The sequence below is a fragment of the Paraburkholderia sp. EG286B genome, from assembly GCF_040965655.1.
In the GTDB taxonomy this organism is placed as follows: domain Bacteria; phylum Pseudomonadota; class Gammaproteobacteria; order Burkholderiales; family Burkholderiaceae; genus Paraburkholderia.
Map to the genome: position 1 here is coordinate 80,618 of NZ_JBFRCF010000001.1, position 25,170 is coordinate 105,787.

Annotated in this window: 22 protein-coding genes and 2 pseudogenes; 8 read left to right on the forward strand and 16 right to left on the reverse strand. The window is 67.3% G+C overall.

What is annotated here, in order from left to right; genetic code table 11:
• Window positions 1-90: 90 nt before the first annotated feature.
• Together AB4Y42_RS00365 and AB4Y42_RS00370 are read right to left on the reverse strand one after the other, a co-directional pair.
• Window positions 91-1,578 (reverse strand): GntP family permease, encoded by a 1,488-nt coding sequence (locus tag AB4Y42_RS00365; RefSeq protein ID WP_368686979.1) that lies wholly within the window; start codon window positions 1,576-1,578, stop codon window positions 91-93.
• Window positions 1,575-2,633 carry a patatin-like phospholipase family protein gene (locus tag AB4Y42_RS00370; protein ID WP_368693046.1) on the reverse strand — a complete coding sequence of 353 codons (1,059 nt, stop codon included), beginning with the start codon at window positions 2,631-2,633 and terminating at the stop codon, window positions 1,575-1,577. The genes AB4Y42_RS00365 and AB4Y42_RS00370 overlap by 4 nt, the downstream gene beginning before the upstream one ends.
• A gap of 211 nt (window positions 2,634-2,844) precedes the next feature.
• Here AB4Y42_RS00370 and AB4Y42_RS00375 point away from each other — a divergent pair.
• Window positions 2,845-3,444 (forward strand): annotated as a pseudogene (locus AB4Y42_RS00375) (uracil-DNA glycosylase family protein); the annotation flags it as partial.
• Between the two features lie 42 nt (window positions 3,445-3,486).
• On the forward strand, window positions 3,487-3,858 hold the full coding sequence (locus AB4Y42_RS00380) for a DUF488 domain-containing protein (protein WP_368693389.1): 372 nt from the start codon (window positions 3,487-3,489) through the stop codon (window positions 3,856-3,858).
• 40 nt (window positions 3,859-3,898) lie between these two features.
• Here the strand turns inward: AB4Y42_RS00380 and AB4Y42_RS00385 are convergent, their stop codons facing one another.
• On the reverse strand, window positions 3,899-5,221 hold the full coding sequence (locus AB4Y42_RS00385; protein WP_133186864.1) for a TIGR00366 family protein: 1,323 nt from the start codon (window positions 5,219-5,221) through the stop codon (window positions 3,899-3,901).
• A 281-nt stretch (window positions 5,222-5,502) separates the two neighbouring features.
• Between AB4Y42_RS00385 and AB4Y42_RS00390 the strand changes: the two genes are divergently transcribed.
• A complete protein-coding gene (locus tag AB4Y42_RS00390) occupies window positions 5,503-6,384 on the forward strand; it encodes an SH3 domain-containing protein (protein ID WP_368693047.1) in 882 nt (293 codons plus the stop codon).
• 68 nt (window positions 6,385-6,452) lie between these two features.
• On the opposite strand, the gene AB4Y42_RS00395 is transcribed toward AB4Y42_RS00390, so the two are convergent.
• The 8 genes from AB4Y42_RS00395 to AB4Y42_RS00430 all read right to left on the reverse strand — a co-directional run bounded on the left by AB4Y42_RS00395 (window position 6,453) and on the right by AB4Y42_RS00430 (window position 12,418).
• Entirely contained in the window at window positions 6,453-7,442 is a 990-nt protein-coding gene (locus AB4Y42_RS00395; protein WP_368686982.1) for a hypothetical protein, read from the reverse strand.
• 242 nt (window positions 7,443-7,684) lie between these two features.
• Complete coding sequence (locus AB4Y42_RS00400) at window positions 7,685-7,846, reverse strand: hypothetical protein (RefSeq protein ID WP_368686983.1); 162 nt, start codon at window positions 7,844-7,846, stop codon at window positions 7,685-7,687.
• Window positions 7,847-8,004: 158 nt separating this feature from the next.
• Complete coding sequence (locus tag AB4Y42_RS00405) at window positions 8,005-8,217, reverse strand: hypothetical protein (RefSeq protein ID WP_368686984.1); 213 nt, start codon at window positions 8,215-8,217, stop codon at window positions 8,005-8,007.
• 236 nt (window positions 8,218-8,453) lie between these two features.
• Window positions 8,454-8,885, reverse strand: a complete 432-nt coding sequence (locus AB4Y42_RS00410) for an Hsp20/alpha crystallin family protein (protein WP_368686985.1) — start codon at window positions 8,883-8,885, stop codon at window positions 8,454-8,456.
• A 252-nt stretch (window positions 8,886-9,137) separates the two neighbouring features.
• Window positions 9,138-9,884 (reverse strand): beta-ketoacyl-ACP reductase, encoded by a 747-nt coding sequence (locus AB4Y42_RS00415; protein WP_368693048.1) that lies wholly within the window; start codon window positions 9,882-9,884, stop codon window positions 9,138-9,140.
• Window positions 9,874-10,425, reverse strand: coding sequence for a hypothetical protein (locus AB4Y42_RS00420; RefSeq protein ID WP_368693049.1), 552 nt, complete (start codon window positions 10,423-10,425; stop codon window positions 9,874-9,876). The genes AB4Y42_RS00415 and AB4Y42_RS00420 overlap by 11 nt, the downstream gene beginning before the upstream one ends.
• 389 nt (window positions 10,426-10,814) lie before the next feature.
• Window positions 10,815-11,276 carry a universal stress protein gene (locus tag AB4Y42_RS00425; protein WP_368686988.1) on the reverse strand — a complete coding sequence of 154 codons (462 nt, stop codon included), beginning with the start codon at window positions 11,274-11,276 and terminating at the stop codon, window positions 10,815-10,817.
• A gap of 155 nt (window positions 11,277-11,431) precedes the next feature.
• Entirely contained in the window at window positions 11,432-12,418 is a 987-nt protein-coding gene (locus tag AB4Y42_RS00430) for a zinc-dependent alcohol dehydrogenase family protein (RefSeq protein WP_368693050.1), read from the reverse strand.
• A gap of 326 nt (window positions 12,419-12,744) precedes the next feature.
• Here AB4Y42_RS00430 and AB4Y42_RS00435 point away from each other — a divergent pair, with 326 nt between their 5' ends.
• A complete protein-coding gene (locus AB4Y42_RS00435; protein ID WP_368686990.1) occupies window positions 12,745-15,180 on the forward strand; it encodes a phosphoketolase in 2,436 nt (811 codons plus the stop codon).
• A gap of 16 nt (window positions 15,181-15,196) precedes the next feature.
• On the opposite strand, the gene AB4Y42_RS00440 is transcribed toward AB4Y42_RS00435, so the two are convergent.
• The gene (locus tag AB4Y42_RS00440) at window positions 15,197-16,174 is read right to left on the reverse strand and encodes an acetyltransferase (RefSeq protein ID WP_368686991.1); all 978 of its coding nucleotides are present in this window, start codon (window positions 16,172-16,174) and stop codon (window positions 15,197-15,199) included.
• A 204-nt stretch (window positions 16,175-16,378) separates the two neighbouring features.
• Between AB4Y42_RS00440 and AB4Y42_RS00445 the strand changes: the two genes are divergently transcribed.
• Window positions 16,379-18,067, forward strand: coding sequence for an AAA family ATPase (locus tag AB4Y42_RS00445; protein ID WP_368693390.1), 1,689 nt, complete (start codon window positions 16,379-16,381; stop codon window positions 18,065-18,067).
• Window positions 18,068-18,099: 32 nt separating this feature from the next.
• On the opposite strand, the gene AB4Y42_RS00450 is transcribed toward AB4Y42_RS00445, so the two are convergent.
• A complete protein-coding gene (locus AB4Y42_RS00450; RefSeq protein WP_342920871.1) occupies window positions 18,100-18,504 on the reverse strand; it encodes a transposase in 405 nt (134 codons plus the stop codon).
• A 184-nt stretch (window positions 18,505-18,688) separates the two neighbouring features.
• Between AB4Y42_RS00450 and AB4Y42_RS00455 the strand changes: the two genes are divergently transcribed.
• Window positions 18,689-19,516 carry a DUF72 domain-containing protein gene (locus tag AB4Y42_RS00455; RefSeq protein WP_368686992.1) on the forward strand — a complete coding sequence of 276 codons (828 nt, stop codon included), beginning with the start codon at window positions 18,689-18,691 and terminating at the stop codon, window positions 19,514-19,516.
• 176 nt (window positions 19,517-19,692) lie between these two features.
• Window positions 19,693-20,979: a cation:proton antiporter gene (locus tag AB4Y42_RS00460; RefSeq protein ID WP_368693051.1), complete on the forward strand. Its 1,287-nt coding sequence runs from the start codon at window positions 19,693-19,695 to the stop codon at window positions 20,977-20,979.
• A 41-nt stretch (window positions 20,980-21,020) separates the two neighbouring features.
• Here the strand turns inward: AB4Y42_RS00460 and AB4Y42_RS00465 are convergent.
• Both AB4Y42_RS00465 and AB4Y42_RS00470 read right to left on the reverse strand, forming a co-directional pair.
• A pseudogene (locus tag AB4Y42_RS00465) lies at window positions 21,021-21,548 on the reverse strand (TetR/AcrR family transcriptional regulator); the annotation flags it as partial.
• 183 nt (window positions 21,549-21,731) lie between these two features.
• Entirely contained in the window at window positions 21,732-23,264 is a 1,533-nt protein-coding gene (locus tag AB4Y42_RS00470; protein WP_368686994.1) for an RNA polymerase factor sigma-54, read from the reverse strand.
• A 337-nt stretch (window positions 23,265-23,601) separates the two neighbouring features.
• On the opposite strand from AB4Y42_RS00470, the gene AB4Y42_RS00475 reads away from it, so the two are divergent.
• The gene (locus tag AB4Y42_RS00475; protein ID WP_368693052.1) at window positions 23,602-23,949 is read left to right on the forward strand and encodes a BON domain-containing protein; all 348 of its coding nucleotides are present in this window, start codon (window positions 23,602-23,604) and stop codon (window positions 23,947-23,949) included.
• A 96-nt stretch (window positions 23,950-24,045) separates the two neighbouring features.
• On the opposite strand, the gene AB4Y42_RS00480 is transcribed toward AB4Y42_RS00475, so the two are convergent.
• Window positions 24,046-25,098, reverse strand: coding sequence for an aldo/keto reductase (locus tag AB4Y42_RS00480; RefSeq protein ID WP_368693053.1), 1,053 nt, complete (start codon window positions 25,096-25,098; stop codon window positions 24,046-24,048).
• Between the last annotated feature and the right edge of the window lie 72 nt (window positions 25,099-25,170).

Sequence of the window (25,170 nt, forward strand, 5' to 3'; positions counted from 1 at the left end):
AAGCCTCCTTGCGAAGGGCCGCCGCTTCGCGAGAGTCTACGCGCGTTGGCGGATCGCTGCGCCGCGGCGTGTCTCGCGCAGGAACGATGTTCAGAAACTGCCGAACAGCGAACCAAGCACGATCACCACGCCGAGCGCGATGAGCGCGCCGACGATGCTCACCACCACGAGGTCGCGGTAGCTTTCGCGATGCGTCGAGCCGCACACGGCCAGCAGCGTGACGACGGCGCCGTTGTGCGGCAGACTGTCGAGCGTGCCCGACGACATCACGGCCACGCGGTGCAGCAACGCGGGATCGATGCCATGCTGGGCGGCGAGCTGCATGTAGGTGCCGCCGAGCGCGTCGAGCGCAATGGTCAACCCGCCCGAGGCCGAGCCCGTGAGCCCGGCTAGCAGGTTGGTGGCCACGGCGAGCGAGACGAGCGGGCCGCCGCCGATGCCGAGCACCCAGTCGCGCACGGCCCCGAACGCGGGCAATGCGGCGATCACGGCGCCGTAGCCCACGAGGCTGCCCACACTCAGCACGGGCAACACCGACGCGTTGGCACCCGCATCGACGCTTTCGCGCAGCGCGCCGAGCCGCCCGCGATTGAGTGCCACCAGCACGATGATGCCGAGCGCGAGCGCAACCGAGACCCCCCACACGCCCGCCACCGCCGAAAGCGTGGTCGCACCCCAGCGCGGTTCGGCGAGATACGAGGCGTCGATGCGCGGAAACACCACGACGTTCATCACGAAGTTCATCCCCACGACGACCACGAGCGGCGCGAGCGCGGCGAAGGGCGACGGCGGCCCGGCATGGTCCGGCACAGCAGCGCCGCCGATCTCGGCGGGATCGAAGGCTTGTGCGAGGGTCGCGCGCTCGCGCACGAGCGAGGACTTGCCACGCTCTTCGTCATCGGCGCCGCCGTTGTCGGGCTCGACGAAGCCCTCGCCGTTGCGCCGCGCCGCCGCCGCCGCGCGCCCGAGCCACCAGAGGCCGAAGCCCGCCATCACGAAGCTCGCGATCACGCCAAGGCCCGGCGCCGCGAACGGCGTCGTGCCGAAGAACGGCATCGGAATGGCGTTTTGCAGCGCGGGCGTGCCGGGCAGCGCCGACATCGTGAAGGTCGCCGTGCCGAGCATGATCGCAGCGGGCATCAGGCGGCGCGGGATATCGGCGGAGCGAAACAGCGCCTGCGCCATGGGGGCGAGCACGAAGAACGCGACGAACAGGCTCACGCCGCCATAGGTGACGAGCGCGCCGCCCAGCACCACGGCCACGAGTGCGTGGCGCGTGCCGAGCTTGTCGATCATGAGGCGCGCCACGGCATCCACCGAACCGCTGTCTTCCATCAGCTTGCCGAACAGCGAGCCGAGCAGGAAGAGCGGGAAGAACTGGGCGAGAAATCGGCCCGTGCTCGACATGAATGTTTGCGTCCAATGCGCGAGCACCGGCTCGCCGGAAATGAGCGCGGCCAGCATGGCGCACAGCGGCGCGAGCAGCAGCACGCTCCAGCCGCGATACGCGAGCCAGATCAGCAGCGCGAGACTCGCGAGCATGCCCCCGAGGCCGATAACGAGCGTGCCCGCGCTCATTGCAGCACCCCTTCGAGCAGCGCTTCGAAATTGAACGTGGACGTCTCGCCGATCTGCGCGCCATGCTGCGCGAGAAATTCCTCGGCGGTGCGGCGGCCTTCGTCGCGCAGCATCGTGATGAACGACCACTCGGCGTTGAGCTTCGACGACGAGCCCAGCGTGACGAGCTTCGCGCTATGCACGCGATGCAGGCGCATATGCGCCCAGCGGCGTCCCTCCTCGCTGCCTGCGTCGGCGACCTTGTGCAGCAGCGCCATCATGCGCAGCTCCTTGATTAGCGGCGAGTTGAATGCGATCTCGTTCACGCGGTTGATGATGTCGCGCGCCGAGCGCGGCGTGCCCGCGCGTTCCACGGGGTTCACCTGCACGAGGATCGTGTCGTCCGAATCGGTCTCGCGAATCAGCGGCGTAATCGTGGGATTGCCCGCGTAACCGCCGTCCCAGTAGGGTTCGCCGTCTATCTCGACGGCCTGGAACAGCGTGGGCAGGCAGGCCGACGCGAGCAGCGCGTCGGGTGTGAGGTCGGCGTTGCGGAACACGCGCGCCTGGCCGTTCGAAACCCGCGTCGCCGTGACGAAGAGTTTGATGCGCGAGCGGCGCAACGCGTCGAAGTCGATCGTGTCGGCAAGGATCGTGCGCAACGGGTTCACCCGCCCCGGATTCAGGTCATACGGGGAGACGACGCGCGCCATCATGTCGAGCGCGACGAACACGGGCGAATGATCGAGCGTCCAGCGCCCGAGCAGGATGTCGACGGGGCCGCGCCGGAACGGGCTGAAGCGCGCGGCGTCGGCCACGCGGCGCCAGAAGCGTTCGAGCGCCTCGCGCGCGCCGGCTGCGCCACCCAGCGCATGGCCGCTCGCGAGTACGGCGGCGTTCATCGCGCCCGCCGAGGTGCCCGAAATGCCTTCGATCTGCAGCCACGGCTCTTCGAGCAGGCGGTCCAGCACGCCCCATGTGTATGCGCCATGGGAGCCGCCGCCTTGCAGCGCGAGATCGACGAGCAAGGGCTCGGTGCGGGTCGTGCGGGTTGACGTCTCGGCTTCGGCAGGCATTGCGGCTCCGTTGCAGACAGACCACGGGCGAGATTACAGGAAAAGCGTAAACGGCCGCACGAGAATGACGCAGCGCGCAATCTGGTTCACGCGCGCTGGCATCGCGCTGCGGCCGGCACGCCGCGGGCGGGTCGCAGCGGCGCACCAGGGCGTTTGGTAGACTGGATCTCCCGTCACGCTTTCCCGCCTTGCTGTGTCGAATGTCCATCCGCTGCGGGGGCCGCTTTCGCTCTCGAGCCCGCTTCCCGAACTGCTCGCCGAAATCCGCGCCTGCCATGCCTGCGCCGACGCGCTGCCGCTGGGGCCGCGCCCTGTGCTGCAGGCGAGCGATACGGCAAGCCTGCTGATCGTCGGCCAGGCGCCGGGCGCCAAGGTCCATGCCTCGGGCGTGCCGTGGGACGACGCGAGCGGCAAACGGCTGCGCGCGTGGCTCGGCATCGACAGCGAAACGTTCTACGACGCCGCTCAGGTCGCGCTCGTGCCGATGGGCTTTTGCTACCCCGGCCGCGGCGGCGGCGGAGACAACCCGCCGCGCCCGGAATGCGCCCCACTGTGGCACGCGCGGCTCGTCAAGCAGTTGCGTGGCGTGCGCCTGACCCTGCTCGTCGGCCAGTATGCCCAGCGCTATTTTCTGGGCAGCGAGCGCCGCGGCTCGCTCACCGAGACGGTCGCGGCCTGGCGCGACTACGCACCCAATTTCGTGCCGCTGCCGCATCCGTCGCCACGCAATCAGGCATGGTTCAAGCGCCACCCGTGGTTCGAACTCGACGTCCTGCCCGCACTGCAGGAGCGCGTAAAAGCACTGCTGGCACCCGCGGGCCGCCACGCGCACACTACTAAAAAGGAGCCGACGATGACGACGAAACCGGCAATCGATATCCAGCGTGTCTACGAACCGCTGCCCGGGGACGGACACCACTGCTATCTGGTGGACCGGCTGTGGCCGCGCGGCCTGAGCAAGGAAAAACTCGCGAACGTGGAATGGCTGAAGGCGGTGGCGCCGAGCACCGAATTGCGCCAATGGTTCCACAAGGACCCGGAGCAGTGGACCGAATTCAAAAAGCGCTATCTGGCCGAGCTGAACGCCAATCCCGACGCCTGGCGTCCGCTCGCCGAAGCGGCCGAGAACGGGCACATCACCCTGCTCTATGGCTCCCATGACACCCAGCGCAATCACGCGATCGTGCTGCGCGAGTATCTGGCGAAGCACGTGAAGCACAAGTGAGCGGACGGCGCGCAGGCGCCGTCCGTTTCACGCTCGACGCTCAGAAGAGATACATCCCCGCGACGAATACCACGCCCGAGAACAGCAGCGTAGTCACGCAGTAACCCATGATGTCGCGCACGCCGAGGCCTGCGATCGCGAGCGCGGGCAGCGCCCAGAACGGCTGCGCCATGTTGGTCCACGCCTCGCCGTAAGCGATCGCCATCGCCGACTTGCCGAGGTCCGCGCCCAGCGCCTGCGCCGCCGGCATCACGAACGGCCCCTGCACGACCCAGTGGCCACCGCCCGAAGGCACCGCGAAGTTGATCACCGCCGAGCTGAGAAATACGAGCAGCGGAAACGTGTGCACGTTCGCGATATCGACGAACCACTTCGTAATGACGCCCGCGAGACCCGAGTGGTCCATGAGCGCCTGAATGCCCGCGTAGAACGGAAACTGGATCATGATGCCCGAGGCGCCCTTCGCGGCGCCGGCCACGGCGCGCGCGTAGGCCATCGGCGTCTTGTGCAGCACGAGGCCCGCCGCGAGGAACACGAGGTTCACGGTATCGATGTCGAGCGCGAAGCCCTTCGTGTGAAAGCGGAAGCCGAGAAACACGAAGCACAGCGCCGCCACCAGCAGCGAAAGCCCCCGGCTTTCCTCGATGCGCTCGGCGAAGGTCGCGTCGGGGCCGAGCTTGCGCTCGACGCTCGGCGGATCTTCGAGCAGCGCGGGGTCGACCGAGACGACATCTTCGGGCTTCGGCATCATGAGACGCACGAGAATCGGCAGCAGCACGATCAGGCCGATCGTGATGAACGCGTTGTAGCCCGTGAAGATGGTCTGCGAGACCGGGATCAGGCCGACGGCCTTTTCCATGGGGTTGCCCTTCGTAGCCGCGACGAGCGGCACCGAGCCGGAAAGGCCGCCGTGCCACGTGAGAAAGCCCATGTACGCGGCGGCGACGAGCAACCGGTAGTCCGCGCCGCGCACGCGCCGCGCCACTTCGCGCGAGAACATCGCGCCGAGCACGAGGCCGAAGCCCCAGTTGATCGCGCAAGCGATCGCACCCACGAATGCAACCAGCATCACGCCCTGGGCCGGCGTGCGCGCGCAACTCGCCAGCGCCACCAGCATGCGCTTGACCGGGCCGGAGCTGGCGAGCGCGTGGCCGGTCACGAGAATCAGGACCATCTGCATCGCGAACGCGAGCAGGTTCCAGAAGCCCGAACCCCACATCAAGACGAGCGCTTCGGGCGGCTGCGGCGTGAGCGCGAACGCCAGCACGAAGGTCACGACGGTGAGGAGGATGGCGAAGATGAGCGGATCCGGCAGGATCCGATGCACTACGCCGGTAAAGAATTGGGAAATACGCTGAATCACGGTGGTCTGCTCCTCGTCTGCTGATACGGAACCGGTCGCCTGTTTTCTTCTTTGCGAACCGAGGCCGCGATTTTTGCACAGCGCGGCACAATGCGTGCGCCACGCCGGCGAATTTCTGAATGTGCGCCGAATGTGCGCCGAACGCGCGCCTGACCGGTGATTGTGCGCCCCCACGAAATAAGCCGTTACATGCTTGGGCGCGCCCTAAAAGTCTTATCTGCTACCGTTATGGTTGCTATCTCAATAAATGTCCGGGTGATTCCACCCAGCTGGAGGCAGCAATGCGCAAGCAGTTTCTCGGTGTCGTGCTCGCCGCGCTAGCCGGCCTGTTCGTGGCTTCGCCGCCCGCGCACGCCCAGTCGCAGGCATTCACGAATCAGACCGTCAACATCTACGCAGGACCTGCGGCCGACTTTCCTATCGTCGCCCAGATTCCGGGTGGCGTGGCGGTAACGGTATGGGGCTGCGTCGCCGGCTTCAGCTGGTGCGACATCGGTTTTCCGGGCCTGCGCGGCTGGGTCTACGGCACCTTCATCAGCTATCCGTGGCAAGGACAGCGCGTGCCGGTGATGAACTATGGCCCGCGCATCGGTCTGCCCATCGTGACGTTCTCGCTCGGCGCGTACTGGGGCATGCACTACCGCGATCGGCCCTGGTACTCCAATCAATCGCGCTGGTCGCGCCATCCAGGGCCGCGGCCCGTGCCGCCGCCGCCCGTGCGGCCTCGTCCGCCCGTCGGTCGTCCGCCCAGCGGCGCACGGCCGCCTAACCAGGGCGGCGGGAATCGTCCGCCCAACAACAATGCCGGCCAGGGAAACCGGCCACCCGGCGCAGGCCCCGGCAACAACAACGCGCGGCCACCCGGTCAAGCGAACGCGCGGCCGCCTGGACAAGGCAATGCTCGTCCGCCTGGGCAAGGCGGTGGCCGGCCGCAGGGGCAAGGCGGCGGGCGGCCGTCCGGCGGCGGGAGTAATCGACCACAGGGCAGTGGGGGCGGGCCTGGTGGTGGCGGTGGTGGCGGGCCTGGTGGCGGAGGCGGTGGCGGTGGCGGCGGGCCTGGTGGTGGCGGTGGTGGTGGCGGTGGTGGTGGCGGTGGTGGTGGCGGTGGTGGCGGCGGGCCTGGTGGTGGCGGTGGTGGTGGCCGTCCGCCTCAGGGTAGCTAACGTCGCGACGCGCGCGAGCAAGTCCATGCCAAACCACGGCATGCCCGCGCCGGCCACATCACCATCGCTCAGAACCGGTAGCCGATACCACCCAGGATCACGTCCGTATCGCGGCTATAGCGCGTGACCACGCGGTTCCACGTGACGCGCGCAGCCCAGTGCTGCGTGAAGCGATAGGACGCCGAGATGGAGACGAGTCCCGAGAGAATCCCGTCGCCGGTATCACGCTCGTCGGGATGCTCACCGTGATGGATCGCCGCGTAGAGGCCCGCGCCGAACCCGAGCGTGAGACGCTCGTCGAAGAACGCGCGCGTGAGCCACAGCTGCGCGGTCGCGCCATCGCGTCGCGCCGAGATGCCATTGCCCTCGTGCAGATACCCCACCGTCGCGTCCAGAAAGGAATTGATGCCGCGCCGGTACTCGATTGCCTCGGCCGCCGATGTCTGCGATTCGAGGCTGTTGAGGATCGTCTCGCCCGCCATCAGCGTGATCTCGTTGTTCGTCACCTTCTGCGTGCGCGGCAACGCGAAATCGCGCGGGCCGGGCGTGTCAGGCGCGTCGAGCTGATAGCCCACGCCTAGCATGAGCGATGTCGTCGATGGGCCGCGCGACACCTGCACGCGGTTGAGCTGCAGGTTCGCCGTCCAGCGATGCGTGGAGTACCACGTGGCGCGCGCACTGTAGAGCACGCCCCAGCCGTGCGTATCGGACCAGCCCTGGCCCTGCGACGCGGCCTCGGTATCGAAATAGCGATACGGCCCGACACCCAGCGCGAACACGAAGCGGCGCTGCGCGAGCGGCAAACGCGCCCACGCCTGGATCGCCTGGCCGTCGCGGTGATGGTTCGGAATATGGCCTTCGTTCAACCACGCAATGCTGCCGGCAAAATACTGGCCGAAACCCTCCGTGTAATCCATTTGCCACGAATAGGTGTGATCGGCGCCGCTTTTGAGCGGCCCTGTGTAGAGCGTGAATTCCTGCGCACAAACCGACCCCGAAGCCATGGCGAGCGCGCTGCCGACAACACCGGCTGCGGCTAGCGACGTGATGTTCTTCATTGCGTGCGTTGGCCTTGCGGTTGGGATGACGTGACTCGCTGCAAGGAAAACGTATGCAACGGAACGCGGAGCATACCGCGCCGTGACATTTTTTGTGTGAACCCACTCTTTCAATTAATTACGGGATGACGCAGAACAAACTTCCGATATTTATTTCGCCATCCTAATTACATGAATAAAAAAGAAACGCCGCACAAAAAGTGCGGCGTTTTCCTGCAGTCAGCTTCGCGCTCGGCGCAATATCAGCGCACGTGATGGCAGACGCGCTCAGCGTGATGGTGAACGTGCTCGACGTGGCACACTTCGTGGTGGTACGGTTGGGCGACGGCGGCGAGCGGCGCGAACAGCGCGGCGCACGCAATCAGGGCGAACAGGCGGACAGCGGGCTTGGTAACGGCGTTCATGACTCGGCTCTTGCGTCTGAAAACAGCGTGGGTGGGAATCAAAAGCCAGCACTGTATCGCAGAGTGTTCCGCAGCGTATTACACGGATGTAACGGGCGTAGCGCTCGATGAAACGCTCTTGACACGCCTTGCTGCGCAGGACCGGGCACGGCGGCCGCTCACATAGTCGGCTCGCCACCCTCGTCGTGTGTGAGGCGCCGCAGCAGTTCGCGACCTCGGGTGGTGAGGCGCAGCGTGGGGTCGCCGGCAGCCTCGTCCATTTCGACGAGACGATAGCGCTGCAGCGCCAGGAAATCGGAATCGAGCATCTGCATCGGCGCGTCCGCATCACGGATCAGCAGCAAGGTCGCTAGTTCGTGGTGACTGAGCATCAGGTCTCTCCAGTTGTTGGCCTGAATCGAAGCGTAAGCACCGATTCCAGCCACCTGCCCGAAAAGCAATCGACCGAAGGGCCGTGGGCTTGAGTCATCCCAGCATAGCGAGTCAATCGTACAGTTTCGCTACAGTCGTGTTTCGCTGTGTTACGCGCCGGTGTCTGAAGCAAGAAAGCGGCGCGCAGCTGCACGATATGCAGCCTGCGCGCCGCCCGCTCAACGCCTCTTGAGCCTTAGTTGATTTCGAGGCGCTTACTGGCGCCTGCGGCCCGCTTCGGTAGCGTCAGCGTCAGCACGCCATCCTTGTATTGCGCGCTCGCCTTTGCATCGTCGATTTCCGCGGCGAGCGTGAACGCGCGGCTCACGCTGCCCGCATAACGCTCGCGACGCACCACGCGCTCACCTTCCTTCAGCTCGCTGCCGCGCTCGACTTTCGCGGCAATCGACACGAGATTGCCATCGATTTTCACGTCGATATCTTTCCGGTCGACGCCGGGCATTTCGGCCTTCACCGTGAAACCGGCCTCGTCTTCCGTCACGTCGATGCGGATACTCGCCACCTGCCCTTCCACGCCGCTCGTGGCACGCAACGGCCGGAACAGCCCGTGAAACAGATCGGGCACACCTTCCATCGAAAACGGATCGTAACGCGAGATAGTGCTCATTGATGCCTCCATGGGCTGAACGATTTTCGTGTCGACGCAACGACGACGTTGCATCGGATTCCTAAATTCACTGTCAGATGGCGCAGATGCACGACTTCTCTGCGGCCAACGACGGAGAATCGCCGGCAACGAAGCGCGCCGCTCGCGCGGCGCGGTCGCTGCCGCTTACCGTTCCAACATGAAGGCACCTCGCGTGTTTGCAAGCCCCTTTTTTTCGCCGCACGCGAAATATTTGCATCGCAGCGCGGCGCGTCATTGCATATGCATGCCGCCGTTGATCGCGATATCGGCGCCGGTGATGAACGCCGCGTCGTCCGAACAGAGGAACGCCACCAGTGCCGCAACCTCGTTCGGCTGGCCGAGACGGCCTACCGGAATCTGCGGGAGGATGCGCGCGTCCAGCACGTCTTGCGGCACGGCTTCCACCATTTGCGTGGCGAGATAGCCCGGCGACACGGTGTTCACCGTCACGCCCTTCTTCGCCACTTCCAGTGCGAGCGCCTTCGTGAAGCCATGCACGCCTGCCTTCGCCGCCGAATAGTTGGTCTGGCCGAAAGCGCCGCGCGAGCCGTTGACCGAGCCGATATTGATGATGCGCCCGAAGCCGCGCGCGATCATGCCGGGCAGGAACGGCTTCGTCACGTTGAAGAGCGCGTCGAGATCGGTGCGCATTACCGAATCCCAATCGGCTTTCGACATCTTCACGAAGCTGCGGTCGCACGTAATGCCCGCGTTGTTGATGAGCACGTCCACCTGGCCGAGATCGTCGAGTGCCTGCTGCGCCGTGCGCTCGCAGGCATCGCAGTCGGCGACGTTCATCTGGTGGCAGCCGAAGTCGCGGCCCGCCGCGCGTTCGGCGGCAAGCCAGGCATCGGCGCGCGTGTTCGCCGCCGAGCACGAGACGGCGACGGTCATGCCCGCGTCGTGCAGGCGCCGGCTGATCGCCTCGCCGAGTCCGCCCATGCCGCCCGTGACGAAAGCAACGCGCTTAGTGGCCATGCTGGCCTCCTCCCGCGCTCGCGCCCTGCGCACGGCCTGCGCCCGCCGCCTTGCCCGGATGCGCGGCGCCATTGGCGGCGCTGCTCATCGCGCGCTCGAAGGCGTTCATCCACTCGCGCATCGGCAACGCGCCCGGCACCTTGGAAGCGCTGGCTTGCGCGCCCGCGCAGGCCTCCTGCCACTGCTGCGTGAAGTCGCGTGCACTGTCGGACCACGTGCTCGCGCCCTGCATCGCCGCCGCGACGCCCTCTTGCCAGAGCGTGGTGCTGGCGCCGAGATAGTCGCGCCAGACCGATTGCGTGGCTACCGCGAAATCGGTCCAGTCGCGCGCGGTGCGCAACGATTCGAGCAGGCCTTCGACCGCCTCGCGGTCGCGCGCGATGCGGCGCTGCTCCAGCTTCAACATCTGCTCGCGCCACTGCTGCTGCCCGGCGAGCAAGCGCAGCGCGGCCGACGTGTTGGTACGGTAAGTGTCGAACGAGGCGCCCATCGCGTTGCCGAGCGAGGCGGCGTCGAATGAGGGATGGGAAGCGGTTGCCATGGTCAATCTCCTCCTTATGTAGCTTTCGCCCGGCGCGGCCGGATGCGTTTGCTGCCAAAGGGACCGCGGTGGACCGCGACGGGACGCGGGCTGCGGCGAGCGAAATAAAAGCGCTTCACGCGCGACGATGGGGAACGGGATGCTTCGGAGTGCCGTGTGTTCGCAAGACAGCCGGCTCAAGCCAACATCATAGGCAGTAAGACGGGCGCCCGCGCGCCGAATGGGCGATTTGTCGCTTGATCGATGTCACATTTCGAGATAGCTGATGCGCAGCGAGTCAAAACCAGGCTTGTCATTGCGGGTATTTCGCGACGGACTGTAAGGGCGGGAACGCTGCCCGGCCGATCGCGCCCTCGACGCGAACCGGCCGGTGGACCCGGGTGCCCCGGTCAGGCGGCCGGCGCCTCTTCGGCGCGCACCAGCATCACCGGCCGGTCCGCCATGCGCAGGAACGATTCGGCCACGCTGCCGAGCAAGATGCGCTTCATGCCTGACAAGCCGCGCGTGCCCATCACGACGAGGTCCGCGCCGTCCTCGGCGGCGATGCGCGAGATCACGGCGGCGATCTCCTCGCCGCTCGAATCGGCTGCGCGCGTGGTGCCCGGCACCTGAGCCTGGGCGAACACCTGTTTTGCTTCTTCGAGCGCCGCCGTTGCCGCGTCGTTTTCCGCCGAATGGCGCGCCTGTTCTTCGGCGAAGCCCGAACTCACGTCCACGAGCCGCGCCGGATGCCGCACGACACACAGCGCCTGAACGGCGCCGCCCGTCGCTTTCGCGATCTTCACGGCCTCATCGAGCGCGCGCCGGCCGCTGCGGCTGCCATCGACCGCTACCAGAATCTGCTTGTACATCGTGGACCTCCCGGGCCTTGCCCATGTTGCGCACCGGCTCCCGGCGCGCGCTATCTAGATAAAGTTCGTTGTAGCGCATTTGGGTACGGATGCGCGCCCCGGCCAGTGCGACCCGTTGTCTCTGCTGCGTCGGCAGCGTGATCCACCCGACCGGCTCAGCGCATCGTCAACACCGCCGCGCCCGTGAGCCGTCCCTCGCGCAAATCGGCCAGCGCCTCGTTCGCGCGCGTGAGCGGGTACGGCGTGGTCTCGATTTCGAGCTTGCGCCGCGCGGCGATCGCCATGAAGGTCGTGCCGTCCTCGCGCGTGAGATTCGCCACCGAGACGATGCGCCGCTCTTCCCACAGCCATGCGTAAGGAAACGAGGGAATGTCGCTCATATGGATGCCGCCGCACACGACCGTGCCGCCCTTCGTCAGCGCCCGTAGCGCGGCGGGCACGAGCGCGCCGACCGGCGCGAACAGCAGTGCCGCGTCGAGTTCCTCGGGCGCGCGCTCGTCGCTGCCGCCCGCCCACGTCGCACCGAGGCGCCGCGCGAACTGCTGCGCCGCCGCATCGCCCGGACGCGTGAACGCGTAGACCGTGCGCCCCTGGTGGCGGGCGACCTGCGCGACGATATGCGCCGCCGCGCCGAAGCCGTAGATGCCGATGCGCCGTGCATCGCCCGCCATCGCGAGCGAGCGATAGCCGATGAGTCCCGCGCAGAGGAGCGGCGCGGCCTCGACGTCGCTGTACTGGCGCGGCAGATGGAAGCAGTAGCGGGCGTCGGCGACGGTGCGCGTGGCATAGCCGCCGTCGATCGTGTAGCCCGTGAAGCCGGGCGCGTCGCAGAGATTCTCGCGCCCGTCGGCGCAGAAACGGCAATGGCCACAGGTGTGCCCGAGCCACGGCACGCCCACGCGGTCGCCGGGCGCGAAACCCGTCACGCCGGCCCCGAGCGCCGCCACCGTGCCGACGATCTCGTGGCCGGGAATGAGCGGCTTTTTCGGCTGAGCGAGATCGCCGTCCACGACGTGCAGGTCGGTGCGGCACACGCCGCACGCGCGCACGTCGATCAGCAGTTCGCCCGCGCTCGGCACCGGATCGGGTAGATCGGCTTCGCGCAGCCGCGGATTCTCGCCGTCGAACAGCATTGCCCGCATCGCTTTCCTCCTCGCCGGAACGCGGCGGACCCGCCGCATCGATCACCATAAAAGCATGTTATGCAATCGGACCGCGGGCTGTCGTGCATTGCGCGCTGCGGCGCAGCTACCGCGATGCGACACGCCGCCACAGGACATCCACGCGTGGCGTGCCGCGCGATCGTGGCACCATAAGACGAATCCCACAGGACACGAGGGCCGCCGCCCGGCCTCGCGCGCGGAGTCCGTCCGCCGTGAGGGCCGCACGCTCGCGCCACGCGCACCGCCGCGTCGCGCACGCAGTCCGCCTCGGTCCGCCTTCCGCCGCCGCGCAACCGGAGCTCCGCATGAACGCCACCGACACCCCTGCCTACCCGCCGCTCTCCGACGACCTGCTGCGCCGCATGGACGCCTGGTGGCGCGCGGCCAACTATCTCTCGGTTGGCCAGATTTATCTGCTCGCCAATCCGCTGTTGCGCGAGCCGCTGCAGCTCGCGCACGTGAAGCCGCGCCTGCTCGGCCACTGGGGCACCACGCCGGGCCTGAACTTTCTGTACACGCACCTGAACCGTATCATCAACGCGCGCGATCTCGACGTGCTGTTTCTCGCGGGGCCGGGCCACGGCGGCCCCGCTGTCGTCGCGAACACCTGGCTCGAAGGCACCTACAGCGAAACCTGGCCGAACGTGCCGCTCGACGTCGAAGGCATGGCCGCGCTCTTCAAGCAGTTCAGTTTTCCGGGCGGCATCCCGAGCCACGTCGCACCGCAAACGCCGGGGTCGATCCACGAAGGCGGCGAACTCGGCTACGCGCTCTCGCACGCCTACGGCGCGGTGTTCGACAACCCGGATCTGATCGTCGCCTGCGTGGTGGGCGACGGCGAAGCCGAGACGGGCCCGCTCGCCACTGCCTGGCACTCGAACAAGTTCCTCAATCCCGCCACCGACGGCGCGGTGCTACCCATCCTCCATCTGAACGGCTACAAGATCGCGGGGCCGACCGTGCTCGCGCGTATCGGCGACGACGAACTCGCCTCGCTGATGAAGGGCTACGGCCACGAGCCGATTTTCGTGGAGGCCGAGGAGCCGGACGTCGCGCATCGCCTGATGGCCGCCGCGCTCGACACCGCGTTCGACGACATCGCGCGCATCCAGAAGACTGCGCGCGAACTCGCGGACGAACACGGCAACCTGCCGCCCGGCTATGTGCGCCCGCGCTGGCCGATGATCGTCATGCGCACGCCCAAGGGCTGGACGGGCCCGAAAACCGTGGATGGCCAGAAGACCGAAGGCTCGTGGCGCTCGCACCAGGTGCCGCTCGCCAACATCTCGAAGCCGGGGCACCTCGCGCTGCTCGAAGGCTGGATGCGCAGCTACAAGCCCGAGGAACTGTTCGACGCGCAAGGCCGCCTCGTGCCCGACATCGCCGCGCTCGCGCCGCAAGGCGAAAAGCGCATGAGCGCGAACCCGCGTTCGAACGGCGGCGGCCGCGTGCGCGAGTTGCGCGTGCCGCCCTTCGAGCACCACGCCGTGGCGGTGCCCGCACCCGGTCAGGTGGACGCCGAAGCCACGCGCGTGATGGGCGCGTTCCTGCGCGAAGTGATGCGCGTGAACGACGCCACCCGCAACTTCCGCATCTTCGGCCCCGACGAAACCGCGTCGAACCGCTGGAGCGATGTATTCGATGTGACGTCGCGCACGTGGCTCGCGGAAGTCACGCCCGACGACGTCCAGCTCGCCACCAACGGCCGCGTGATGGAAATCCTCTCCGAGCACACCTGTCAGGGCTGGCTGGAAGGCTATCTGCTCACGGGCCGCCACGGTTTCATGTCGTGCTACGAGGCGTTCATCCACATCATCGATTCGATGTTCAACCAGCACGCGAAGTGGCTGCAGGTGATCCGCGAGATTCCGTGGCGGCGCCCACTGCCCTCGCTCAACTATCTGCTCACCTCGCACGTGTGGCGCCAGGACCATAACGGCTTCAGCCATCAGGACCCGGGCTTCATCGACTATGCGGTGAACAAGAAGTCGGACACGGTGCGCGTGTATCTGCCGCCCGACGCCAACACGCTGCTCGCCGTGACGGACCATGTGCTGCGCACCTGGAACCGCATCAACATCATCGTGGCGGGCAAGCAGCCGCAGGCGCAATGGCTCGACATGGACGCCGCCATTCGCCACTGCGCGGACGGTATCGGCATCTGGCAATGGGCGAGCAACGACGACGACGGCGAGCCCGACGTGGTGATGGCCTGCGCTGGCGACGTCCCGACCATGGAGACGCTGGCCGCCGTGGATCTGCTGCGCACCTGCCTGCCCGACCTGAAGATCCGCGTGGTGAACGTGGTGGACCTGATGACGCTCCAACCCGCCGACCGTCACCCGCACGGTCTGCCCGACGCCGATTTCAACGCGCTCTTCACGACCGACAAGCCGGTGATCTTCGCGCACCACAGCTATCCGACGCTGATCCACAAGCTCACCTACCGGCGCGCCAATCACGCGAACATTCACGTGCACGGCTTCATCGAGGAAGGCACGACGACCACGCCGTTCGACATGACGGTGCTCAACCGGCTCGACCGCTTTCACCTGTGCGAAGCCGTGATCGACCGTGTGGACGGACTCGCGCAGCGCGCGGCGCACCTGCGTCAGACGCTGCACGACAAGCTGGCCGCGCACCGCCGCTACGTGGACGAGTACGGCGACGACATGCCCGAAATCCGTAACTGGCGCTGGCCGGCGGCGCGCGGCGCGCAGGGTTCGGGCGACACGGCGTAGTTGCGCCTTGCGCCGCTCAGGTCGCAGCCGGCTTCGTACGCCCAAACACGCGCGCGAACGCGGTGACGAACGCGTCGAGCCGGTTCGATTCGAGACAATCGATGCCCGCCGCGCCCACCCGGCCGTTTCCGCCGGGGAACGCGCGGCAGAGTTCATCCGCGCCGCGCGGTTCCGTGAGCGGCGCGCGCACGCTCACCGCGTAGTTGCCGTCCGCGTTCACGCTCAGCACCGCGTGCGCGCGCGAGGGTTCCTCGTTGGCGAGCACGTTGGCGAACACGCCGCGCACGCGGCGCGCCCACGGCTCGTCGGGCAACACGCAAACGCTGCCGTACTGGAGCGCGACGAGCGGTGCGATCGCCTGGGCCAGTTCGAGATCGCCGTGACGGCAACGGGCGAGCTGTCCGACGATGGGCTCCGAGGCGATGAAATCGAACGGGTCGGCATAGGGCTTCATCGCCGCGTACAGATCGAGCGGCGCGATCATGAGATCTTCGACGCAGTCGCCGTAAGCGTTGTAGTTGATCGACTCGCCAAGCTCGCGCAGCTGCCCGGCCTGCGCGGCATCGAGCCCGGCCTGCTGGGCAAGCGCCTGCGCAGTGTCGGGCAGGTTGTCGCCCCAGGCCGCCGCGATCGCCCACGGCCGGTAGCGGCCGGCGAGATGGCGGTCGACGAGCACGCTCGTGCAGACCTGCGCCGTCGTGTCGATGTGCGCGACGAGATTCCTGTTCACAGGCAGGTCGCCCGCGTGGTGATGGTCGAAATATTCGACCGCGACGTCCTTCGCGAGCAGCGCGGTGAGCGCCTTGCGATTCACGTCGAACGAAATGTCGAGAACCGTGAGCGAATCGCCCGGCTGGGCGGGCACGCGCTCGACGAGCGCGATGTCGCGCTTCGCGCCGGTGATGAGCGTCGCCTCGCGCGGCCTTGCGAGCCGCAGTTGATGCAGCGCGCAGATACCGTCTGCGTCGCCATTGAATACGTCGAAATGCGCCATGTCTCCGGAATTCCGTTGGGTTGAACTTGACAGTATCGCGCAGCCTCCCCGGATTGCACAAAAGGTACGAGACGCCGATGCCCACGCAGATCGCTTCGATCAAGCCTTGACATGCCGCGCGACGGTCTTCCCGCGCTGGCTCGCGGTATGCTGGTTCCGACGCGTATCGCCCCGTATCCCTCCATTCCCACGATAGCCACGCCGATGTCCGACACGCCGATCTCACACCATGTCCTCAACCGTCAGCGCACGGCGCGCCGCCACAGTCGCCTCGTGGACGCCGCGCTCTCGCGTGCCTCCACGTATGCGCACCCGGCCGGGCGCATCGTGCGCATCGAAACGCATATTTCCGTGGTGTATCTCGCCGGGCGGTATGCGTACAAGATCATGAAGCCCGTCGATTTCGGCTTCGTCAATTTTGTGCGGCTCGATGCCCGACTCCGCTGCTGCGAAGCAGAGATTCGTCTGAATGCGCCCTTCGCGGGACCGATTTATCGCGACACGGGCGAGCTATTTTTTGATGGCCGTCGTTGCAGGCTCAGGCCCAGGCGCGGCGTGCGCGGCAACGCCAGAGTCATCGACTATGCGGTGCGTATGCGCCGCTTCGACCAGCGTCTGCTGTATTCGAACCTGCTCGCGCACGGCGAACTGGGCACGGCCGATATCGATGCGGCCGCAACCAGCCTCGCCGCGAGCCATCGGCATGCGCGCCGGGCCGGACGCGGACCGATGGCGCCCGCGGCGCGCCTCGGCTCGGCAGCCCTGCTGCGCGACCAGGTGCTCGCGGCACTCGCGCCCCTCGAAGCGGATCCGCGCACGGCACACGCGGTGGCAAGCGCCGCGTTGCGCGCGACTTGCGAAAGCGAACTCGCACGCCTCGCGCCGCACCTCGACGCCCGCCGCGCGGACGGATTCGTGCGCGCCTGCCACGGCGACCTGCATCTCGACAACATCGTGCGCTACGGGCGACACGCGCTGATGTTCGATTGCATCGAGTTCAGCGACGAACTGCGCTGGATCGACGTGACCTGCGATCTTGCGTTCCTGCTGATGGATCTGCGCGCGCACGGCCACGCCGCCTATGCCCACCGTCTGCTCAATCGCTACCTCGAAGCGACGGGCGATTTCGCCGGGCTCGCGGCGTTGCGGCTCAATATCGTCTATCGCGCGCTGGTGCGGGCTTTGGTCGCGATGCTCAAGGCGGGATCGCGCGCGCGGTCCGACGCGCAAGCGGGCGCAGGCGCCGCCACGCGCTACCTGGCGCTCGCGGCCGGCGAAGCGCGCGCCGTGCGCAAGCCCGCGCCCTGGCTTCTGCTCTGCCACGGCTTTTCGGGATCGGGAAAGTCGGTGGCAAGCCGCGCGTTCGCCGAATTGAGCGGGGCGATCCGCGTGTCGAGCGATCTCGAACGCAAGCGGCTCGAGCCCTTCGCGCCGCCCTCGCTCGAGGCGCTGCCGGCAAGCGCCTACACGCAAACCGCAGTCGACGCGCATTACGAACGCCTCGTCGCCCACGTGCGCGACGTGCTGAACGCGGGCTACACGGCGCTAGTCGACGCGACGTTTCTCAAGGCAACGCATCGCGCGCGTTTCGCAGCGCTCGCGCGTGAGCTGAACCGGCCAATGCTGATCCTGAACTTTCACGCGCCGCAAGCGCGGCTCGCCGAACGCGTGAACGTTCGCGCGCGCGGGCCACGCGACGCTTCCGACGCCGGCGCCGACGTGCTCGCCGCACAATTGGCGCAAGCGGATCCACTCGATGCGCGCGAACGGCAGCGCACCGTTGATCTCAATACCGACGTGGAAATCGGGGCGTTCTCGCGCGAGCCGTGGTGGGCCCGCTGTTCGCACGCATGGGTGCGGAGGATGGGGAGATCTGAAGCTGCGGCGGACTGATGATCCGCCGCAGAAGGCGGCGCCGTGCCCGCTTATCGCTCCACGAAAGGCCGCGCGAGCGGCCAGCGCAGCGAGGACGCCACCGGAAAGCGCGGCTTGCGGCCGGCCGGCGCGCGCCAAGGCTGCATGCGTGCCGCCATGGCCGCGCACAGGGCGAGGCCTTCCTCGCCGTGCAGTCGCTCCATGGCGTGATGCACGAGACCGGCGTCGAACCACAGCTTGAAGCGGCGATGGCAGGTGCGGAAATCGGGATACTGCTCGGGCAATTTCGACCAGACCGAGCCGGTGGCCAGTACCCAAAGGATGCCCGCGAAAACGTGACGAGGATTGTGCGCCGGGCGCCCGCGGCGGCGACCGTCAACGCGGATTTCGTGAAACATGGGCGCGATGCTGCGCCACTGCGCATCGGTAAGTTCCGGAGATATGCGGGAAGACATCTGATGGTCCCTGTAAAGTTATCTGACACAACAGGACTAAAGTAGCCTCACAACGCACAAGAAAATATCGGACTATGCCTAAAAATCGAGATGAACTCGCCGGTTCGGAATCGGCACGCTAACCAGCGGCCGTGGCCGGTGCTGCGCTACACTGCGCCATCCCGGCTTCGATGACGGATTTCCCATGGCGCCCTCATCCACTTCAAAAGCCCGGCACGGCCGGATACGCGTCGGCGTGGGCGGCTGGATCTATGCGCCGTGGCGTGGCGCGTTCTATCCCGACGGCCTTGCGCAGCGCCGCGAGCTCGAATATGCGAGCCGTCATCTCTCGACGCTGGAAATCAACAGTACGTACTACGGCGCGCAGCGCCCGGAAAGCTTCACGCGCTGGCACGACGAAACACCCGACGACTTCGTGTTCTCGCTGAAGGCCCCGCGCTTCGCAATGAATCGCCGCGTGCTGGCCGAAGCCGGGGTCACGATCGAGCGCTTCCTGAGCGGCGGCGTGTTGAACCTGCGCGACAAGCTCGGGCCGATCAACTGGCAGATCACGCCAGGCAAGCGCTTCGATCCCGAGGACTACGCACGATTTCTCGAACTGCTGCCGGACGAAGCCGAAGGCCGCCCGCTGCGCCATGCGCTCGAAGTGCGCGACGAGAGCTTCTGCACGCCGGAATTCGTCGCGCTCGCGCGCAAGCACAAGGCGGCGATCGTCATCAGCGGCGATTCCAGCTACCCGCTGATCGGCGACACGAGCGCCCCGTTCGTCTATGCCCGCATCATGGGAACCGTGCAGGGCCACCCGCAGGGCTACGCTCCCGCCGACCTCGACCTCTGGGCGAAGCGCGCGCTCGCGTGGTCGCACGGTGATACCCCCGACGACCTCGCCACCTACGCAAAGCCGCTCGCCGCCAAGGCCGGCCGGGACGTGTATCTCTACGTCATCAGCGGCTTCAAGGAGCGCAACCCGGCGGCAGCCATGGCGCTGATCGAGCGCGTCGGCGCGAGCTAGCCGCGCACGGCGCATCTCATCCGACACGTAAAAGACCGTAACGCCGCCGTCATGACTTCGTCAGCGGCGAGTTGATATGTATCAACATGCAAACTTGCAACGCAGCGGGATACTGAATCGATGCGTGCGGGCACTGTCGCTCCCGCCGCCCAACCGCACCACGGAGTGTCCTGCCTTTGCAAACCGCAATCGAATTCACCATCCGCGCCGGTATCCTGCTCCTCATCATCGCGCTCTGCCATGCCGCTGCACAGCGCTTTCGCCTCTCCGATTCGTTCGGCCTGACCAGCGCCGGCGTCCTGCTCGGCGCCGGCTACCTCGCCCTGGGCCACGTCGCGCCCGGCTTCACCGCTGCGAGCGTCGTCCCGTTGCTCACGCCATCGCTTCCGCCCGAGGCCTATCTCTGGATCTTCCTGCCGCCCATCCTCTTCGAAGCGGCGTTGCAGGTCGATACGCGCGGACTGCTCGCCGATCTCGCGCCCATCCTGTTGCTCGCGATCGGCGCCGTGGTGGCCGCCGCGGCAGCCGTTGGCCTCGCCACGTGGATCAGCAGCGGCGAGAGCCTGATCGTGTGCCTGCTGCTCGGCGCCATCGTCAGCACGACGGATCCGTCCACCGTGATCGCGCTGTTTCGCAACAGCGGCGCGCCCGACCGCCTGATCCGGCTGGTCGAAGGCGAAAGCCTGCTCAACGATGCCGCCGCCATCAGCATCTCCACGCTCCTCACTGGCGCGCTGATCCTCACGCCGTCCGCTGCGCACACGCACGGCTATCCGCTCGCAGGCTTCCTCGTTTCGCTCGTCGGCGGCTGTGCGTTCGGGGCGCTCGCGGGAGCGCTTTTCGTCGCGACGTCGAGCGCGCTGCGCAGCCTGCCGTTTTCCGAGTACGCGCTCTCGCTCGCGCTGCCCACGCTGCTCTATCCGGCCGCGGAACACGGGCTTCACGTTTCCGGCGTGGCCGCCGTGGTGTGCGCGGGCCTCGCGGCCAGCCAGCTCATGCGAACACGCCAGCCCGCCGCGAGCCAGGGGCTGTTTCGCCAGCTTTGGGCGTACCAGGCTGGCATCGCCTCCGCCGCTGTCTTTCTGCTCGCGTCGGCGCGCGTGCCCGGTCTGGTGCACAAGCTGCATCTGCGCGACGCCCTCCCGCTCGGGCTCGCGCTGCTGGCCGCCACCCTGAGCCGCTTCGGCATCCTGACGATCTTCGTGCCGCTGCTGAGCCGCTTTGGCATCTGCAAGCCGTTGCCGCGCGCGCATCAATGGTTGATCGCGTGGGGCGGCGTGCGCGGGCCGGTCACGCTCACGCTCGCGATCTGCGTCGCGCGCAACGACGCGCTATCGCCCGACACCCGCGCGTTCGCGGCCGCCATGGCCGCTGCCTTCGTGCTGCTGAATCTGCTCTGCAACGGCCTCACGTTGGGGCGGGTGGCGCGCTGGCTCGGCATCGCGCCACACACTTCCGGCTGACGCGCGGCGCTTCGCCCCAACCGCGCACGCAGGCAGGCATGGCCGCGCACGATGGCGATCACGTCGAGCGCGGCGGTCTGCAAGTCGTCGATGGCCGGCGCGTCGGGGCGTCCGAACGCGCCGACGAGCGCCGCGTGGATGCGCTCGCCCGCGCGCGCGTCGCGCTCGTCGAGCGGCAGGCGCCGCTCCTCGAAATCGAGCAGTCGCGCCAGCTCCGGGCGTCGCATCTGGTGCGCGACCGCCGCGCGAATCAGCCTGAGCAACGCCGCCTCACAGTTCGACGCCGCGGCGGCGGCCTCGACCTCGGCAAGGAGCGGTGCGCTCTCGCGCTCGATCAAGGCGGCGGTCAGCGCGTCGCGATTCGGGAAATATTGATAGAGCGAGCCGACGCTCACGCCCGCGCGCGCCACGATGGCGTTCGTGGTGTAGCCGGCGAGGCCCGCGCTTTCGAGAATGCGGGCGGCGGCTTCGAGGATCGCGTCAACCGTGGCGGCGGAACGGCGCTGCGCGGGCCGCTTGCGCGCGTCGAGCGGCGCGGGGCGGCTTCGGCCGCGGGGCGTCTGGGTCATGGTGGGCAATGGCTCGCATTTTATCCGCCCTCGGCGCGCCCGCCGGAAATCGCCTTGAAGTGTCGCATTGAAGCGGCGCGCGTAACGCAACGTGCAGCCCACGCGCTGCCACACGTCCCGTTACGCCGGTCACGCGCCGCTGACCTTCCCCCGTCTTCCGGCACGCCGATGAAACCGCGCGCCTCAAATCTGCCGGCGCATTTCCGCGGCCGGCAACTTCATCATCTGCCGATACTTCGTGACCGTGCGGCGCGCCACCTGCACGCCCTGCTTTTCGAGTTCCTGCGTAAGGATGACGTCGGAAAGCGGGTCGCGCGGATCTTCGGCGTCGATCATTTCCTTGATGAGCGCGCGCACCGCAGCCGCCGAGCAGGTGCCGCCCGTACGCGTTTCCAGCTCGCGCGGGAAGAAGCGCTTGAACTCGAAGATGCCGCGCGGCGTGGCCATGTACTTGTTGCCCGTGGCGCGCGAGACGGTCGACTCGTGCAGGCCCAGTTCGTCGGCGACGTCGCGCAGCAGCATCGGCCGCAACGCGATTTCGCCGTACTGGAAAAACGCCTTCTGACGCGCGACGATGCACTCGCCCACGCGCAGGATCGTCTCGCAGCGCTTGTGCGCGTTGCGGATCAGCCAGCGCGCTTCCTGCAGCTGCTGGGCGAGCGGCGAGCGGCTCGTCTGATCCGAGCGCGCGAACATTTCCGCATAGAGCTTGTGGATGCGCGCGCGCGGCTCGATGGCCGGGTTCACGCTGACCACCCACTTGCCGCGCACCTGGCGCACGATCACGTCAGGAATGACGTAGCCGCCGTCCGCGCGCCCATAGTGGTTGCCCGGTTTCGGATCGAGGCGGCGTACGAGCGCACTCGCGGCCTGCAGCGAGGCGGCGTCGCAGCCGAGCTGGCGCTGCAGCTCCCCGTGCTCGCGGCGCGCGAGGCGTTCGAGATGCTGCGAGACGATCTGGAGGGCCAGTTCGCGATGCGGGGTGTCGTGCGGCATCGCTTCGAGCTGAAGCACGAGGCATTCGGAGAGCGAACGCGCACCGATGCCGGGGCGATCGAGCGTTTGCACCACGCGCAACGCCACACGCAGACGGTCCTCGTCGAGCGTGTCGCCCGCGCCCTCCACGTCGGCGAGTTCGGCGAGATCCTGGCGCAGGTAGCCGTCGTCGTCGAGCGCCTCGATCACGATCTGCGTTGCGATCCGGTCGAGGTCATCGAGCGGCGAGAGGCGCAGCGCCTCGTGCAGCTGCTCGCGCAGCGTGATCGGCACGCGCACCCAGTCGGAGGCCTCGGAATCGCCGTCCTCGCCGCCGCGATAGCTCGACGTGCGCAACGCGCCAGGCGTCGGCATCTCGGCGGTATAGCCCGAGCCTTCGTCGTTGTAGCTGGCCTCGGCGTACGAATTCTCGGCGTAAGGGGACGTTTCCTGCCCCATGCCGGCATCGAGGCCGGACTCGCCCGCGCCTTCGGTCGCCATGGCAGGGGCTTCGGCCGCGGGCGCTGCCGCGGAGCCGATGCCCGCCGCGCCGTCAGCCGCTTCGGCGGCCTCGCCGGTCTCCGAGGCGGGCGGGACATATTCGAGGAACGGATTGGTGTCGAGCGCCTCGCGCAGCTCCTGCTGGAATTCGAGCGACGACAGTTGCAACAGCCTTACCGCCTGCTGAAGACGCGGCGTGAGCGCCAGATGCTGGCGCGCGTGTAACGCGATGGAAGGCATGGCAATCCCGTTTTGTTGAATTGAGTGGTAACCCCCTCATGCAACAGCCATGCCAGTTTTTACAACGCACTGTTTTGAAACGGGATCGGCACTTGCAACGCATACTGCGCGAGCCTCTTTTCCGACCCCACCGTGGAGATTTTTACAACGGTGCGGAAAAATTTTTGCGCGTGCCGGTCGGGAAAACGGTGGCCGCGTGAAGCGGCGGCGAACCGGCATAGTGGACTACGCAGACGGCTTCCAGCAGGCTTTCAACGGCGCGCGCAGCGAGCACGGACGCGGCGAGGCACGCACCTTGCGGAGGGAAGCTGCGACCACAACCAGAAAGGGAGTAGCCATGAAGCGCATCCTGATCCTCAAGACCGCGGCTGGCGCCGCCTGCATGACGTTCGCACTTCTCGCCGGTGCGCAGACCACGACGAACAGCGCCGCACCCGCGGCCAGTTCGGAGTCCATGGGCCAGCACGTCGACGACGCAACCATCACGACCAAGGTCAAGGCCGGACTGCTCGGCGCGAAGAACGTGAAGTCCGAGCACATCCACGTGAAGACGCGTAAGGGTGTGGTCTCGCTCACCGGCACCGTGCCGAGCGCCGAGGACCGCGATAACGCCAGGCAGGTCGTGGAAGGCGTCTCGGGCGTGACCTCGGTGAAGAACCATCTGAAGGTCTCGGCGGCGAGCTGACCGATCGGCCGGGCAACCGGATCGAGCCAGTTTCAGGCCAGACCGCGCCGGCGGCTTCCACCGCCGGCGCTTTTCATTTCAGCTTCATTCCCGCCGTCAATCCTCTTCCTGCTGCGATTGCCGGAGTTGCGCGCGCCGCTGCTCGCCCTGACGCGCGAGCATCCAGCCCGGATACTCCGCGGGCAACCCGCTCGCCTCGCCCAGCACGCCTAGCTCCTCGACGCTGAGCTTCACTTTCGTCGCGGCGATATTGTCGTCGAGCTGGTCCACGCGTTTCGCGCCGATGATCACCGATGTCACCACCTTCTGATGCAGCAGCCACGCAAGCGCGATCTGCGCGACCGACACGCCTTTGGCCTGCGCGATCGGCCGCATCGCGTCCACGCAGTCCCATGCGCGCTCGCGGTTCACGGGCGGAAAATCGAAGGTCGTGCGGCGGCTGCCCGCCTCGCCCTGCTGGTCGCGCCCGTACTTGCCGCTCAGGAGCCCGCCCGCGAGCGGACTCCAGACCATCAGGGCGAGCCCCTCGCTCTCCAGCATCGGCACGAGCTCGCGTTCGAGATCGCGCCCGGCGATCGTGTAGTAGGCCTGCAGCGACTCGAAGCGCGCGAGCCCTTCGCGCTGCGCAATGCCGAGCGCCTTCACGATCTGCCAGGCCGCCCAGTTCGAAACGCCGGCGTAGCGCACGTGCCCCTGCTGCACGAGCGTATCGAGCGCGCGCACCGTTTCCTCGATCGGGGTGACGGGGTCGAAGGCGTGAATCTGATAGAGGTCGATGTGGTCGAGCTGCAAGCGCTTCAGGCTCGCCTTCACGCCGTCCATGATGTGATAGCGCGTGGCGCCGCGTTCGTTCGGCGACGAGCCCATTTCGCCGAACACCTTGGTCGCGATCACCACCTGCTCGCGCGGGATCTTGAGGTTCCTGAGCGCCTGGCCGGTGATCTGCTCGGAAACGCCTTGCGAGTAGACGTCGGCGGTATCGATGAAATTGACGCCAGCGTCCAGCGCGCGGCCAACGAGCCGTTCGGCGTCGGACTGCTGGAGATCGCCGATCTGGTTCCAGATGCCGGCGCCGCCGCCGAAGGTCATCGTGCCGAGGCAAAGTTCCGAAACGAACAGGCCGGTGCGGCCCAGTGGGTTGTAACGCATGGTGTGACTCCGTCGTGGGTTCGAGGGAAAGTCCAACGCGGCGAGGATACTGCGTTCGCGACGCGCCTGCCG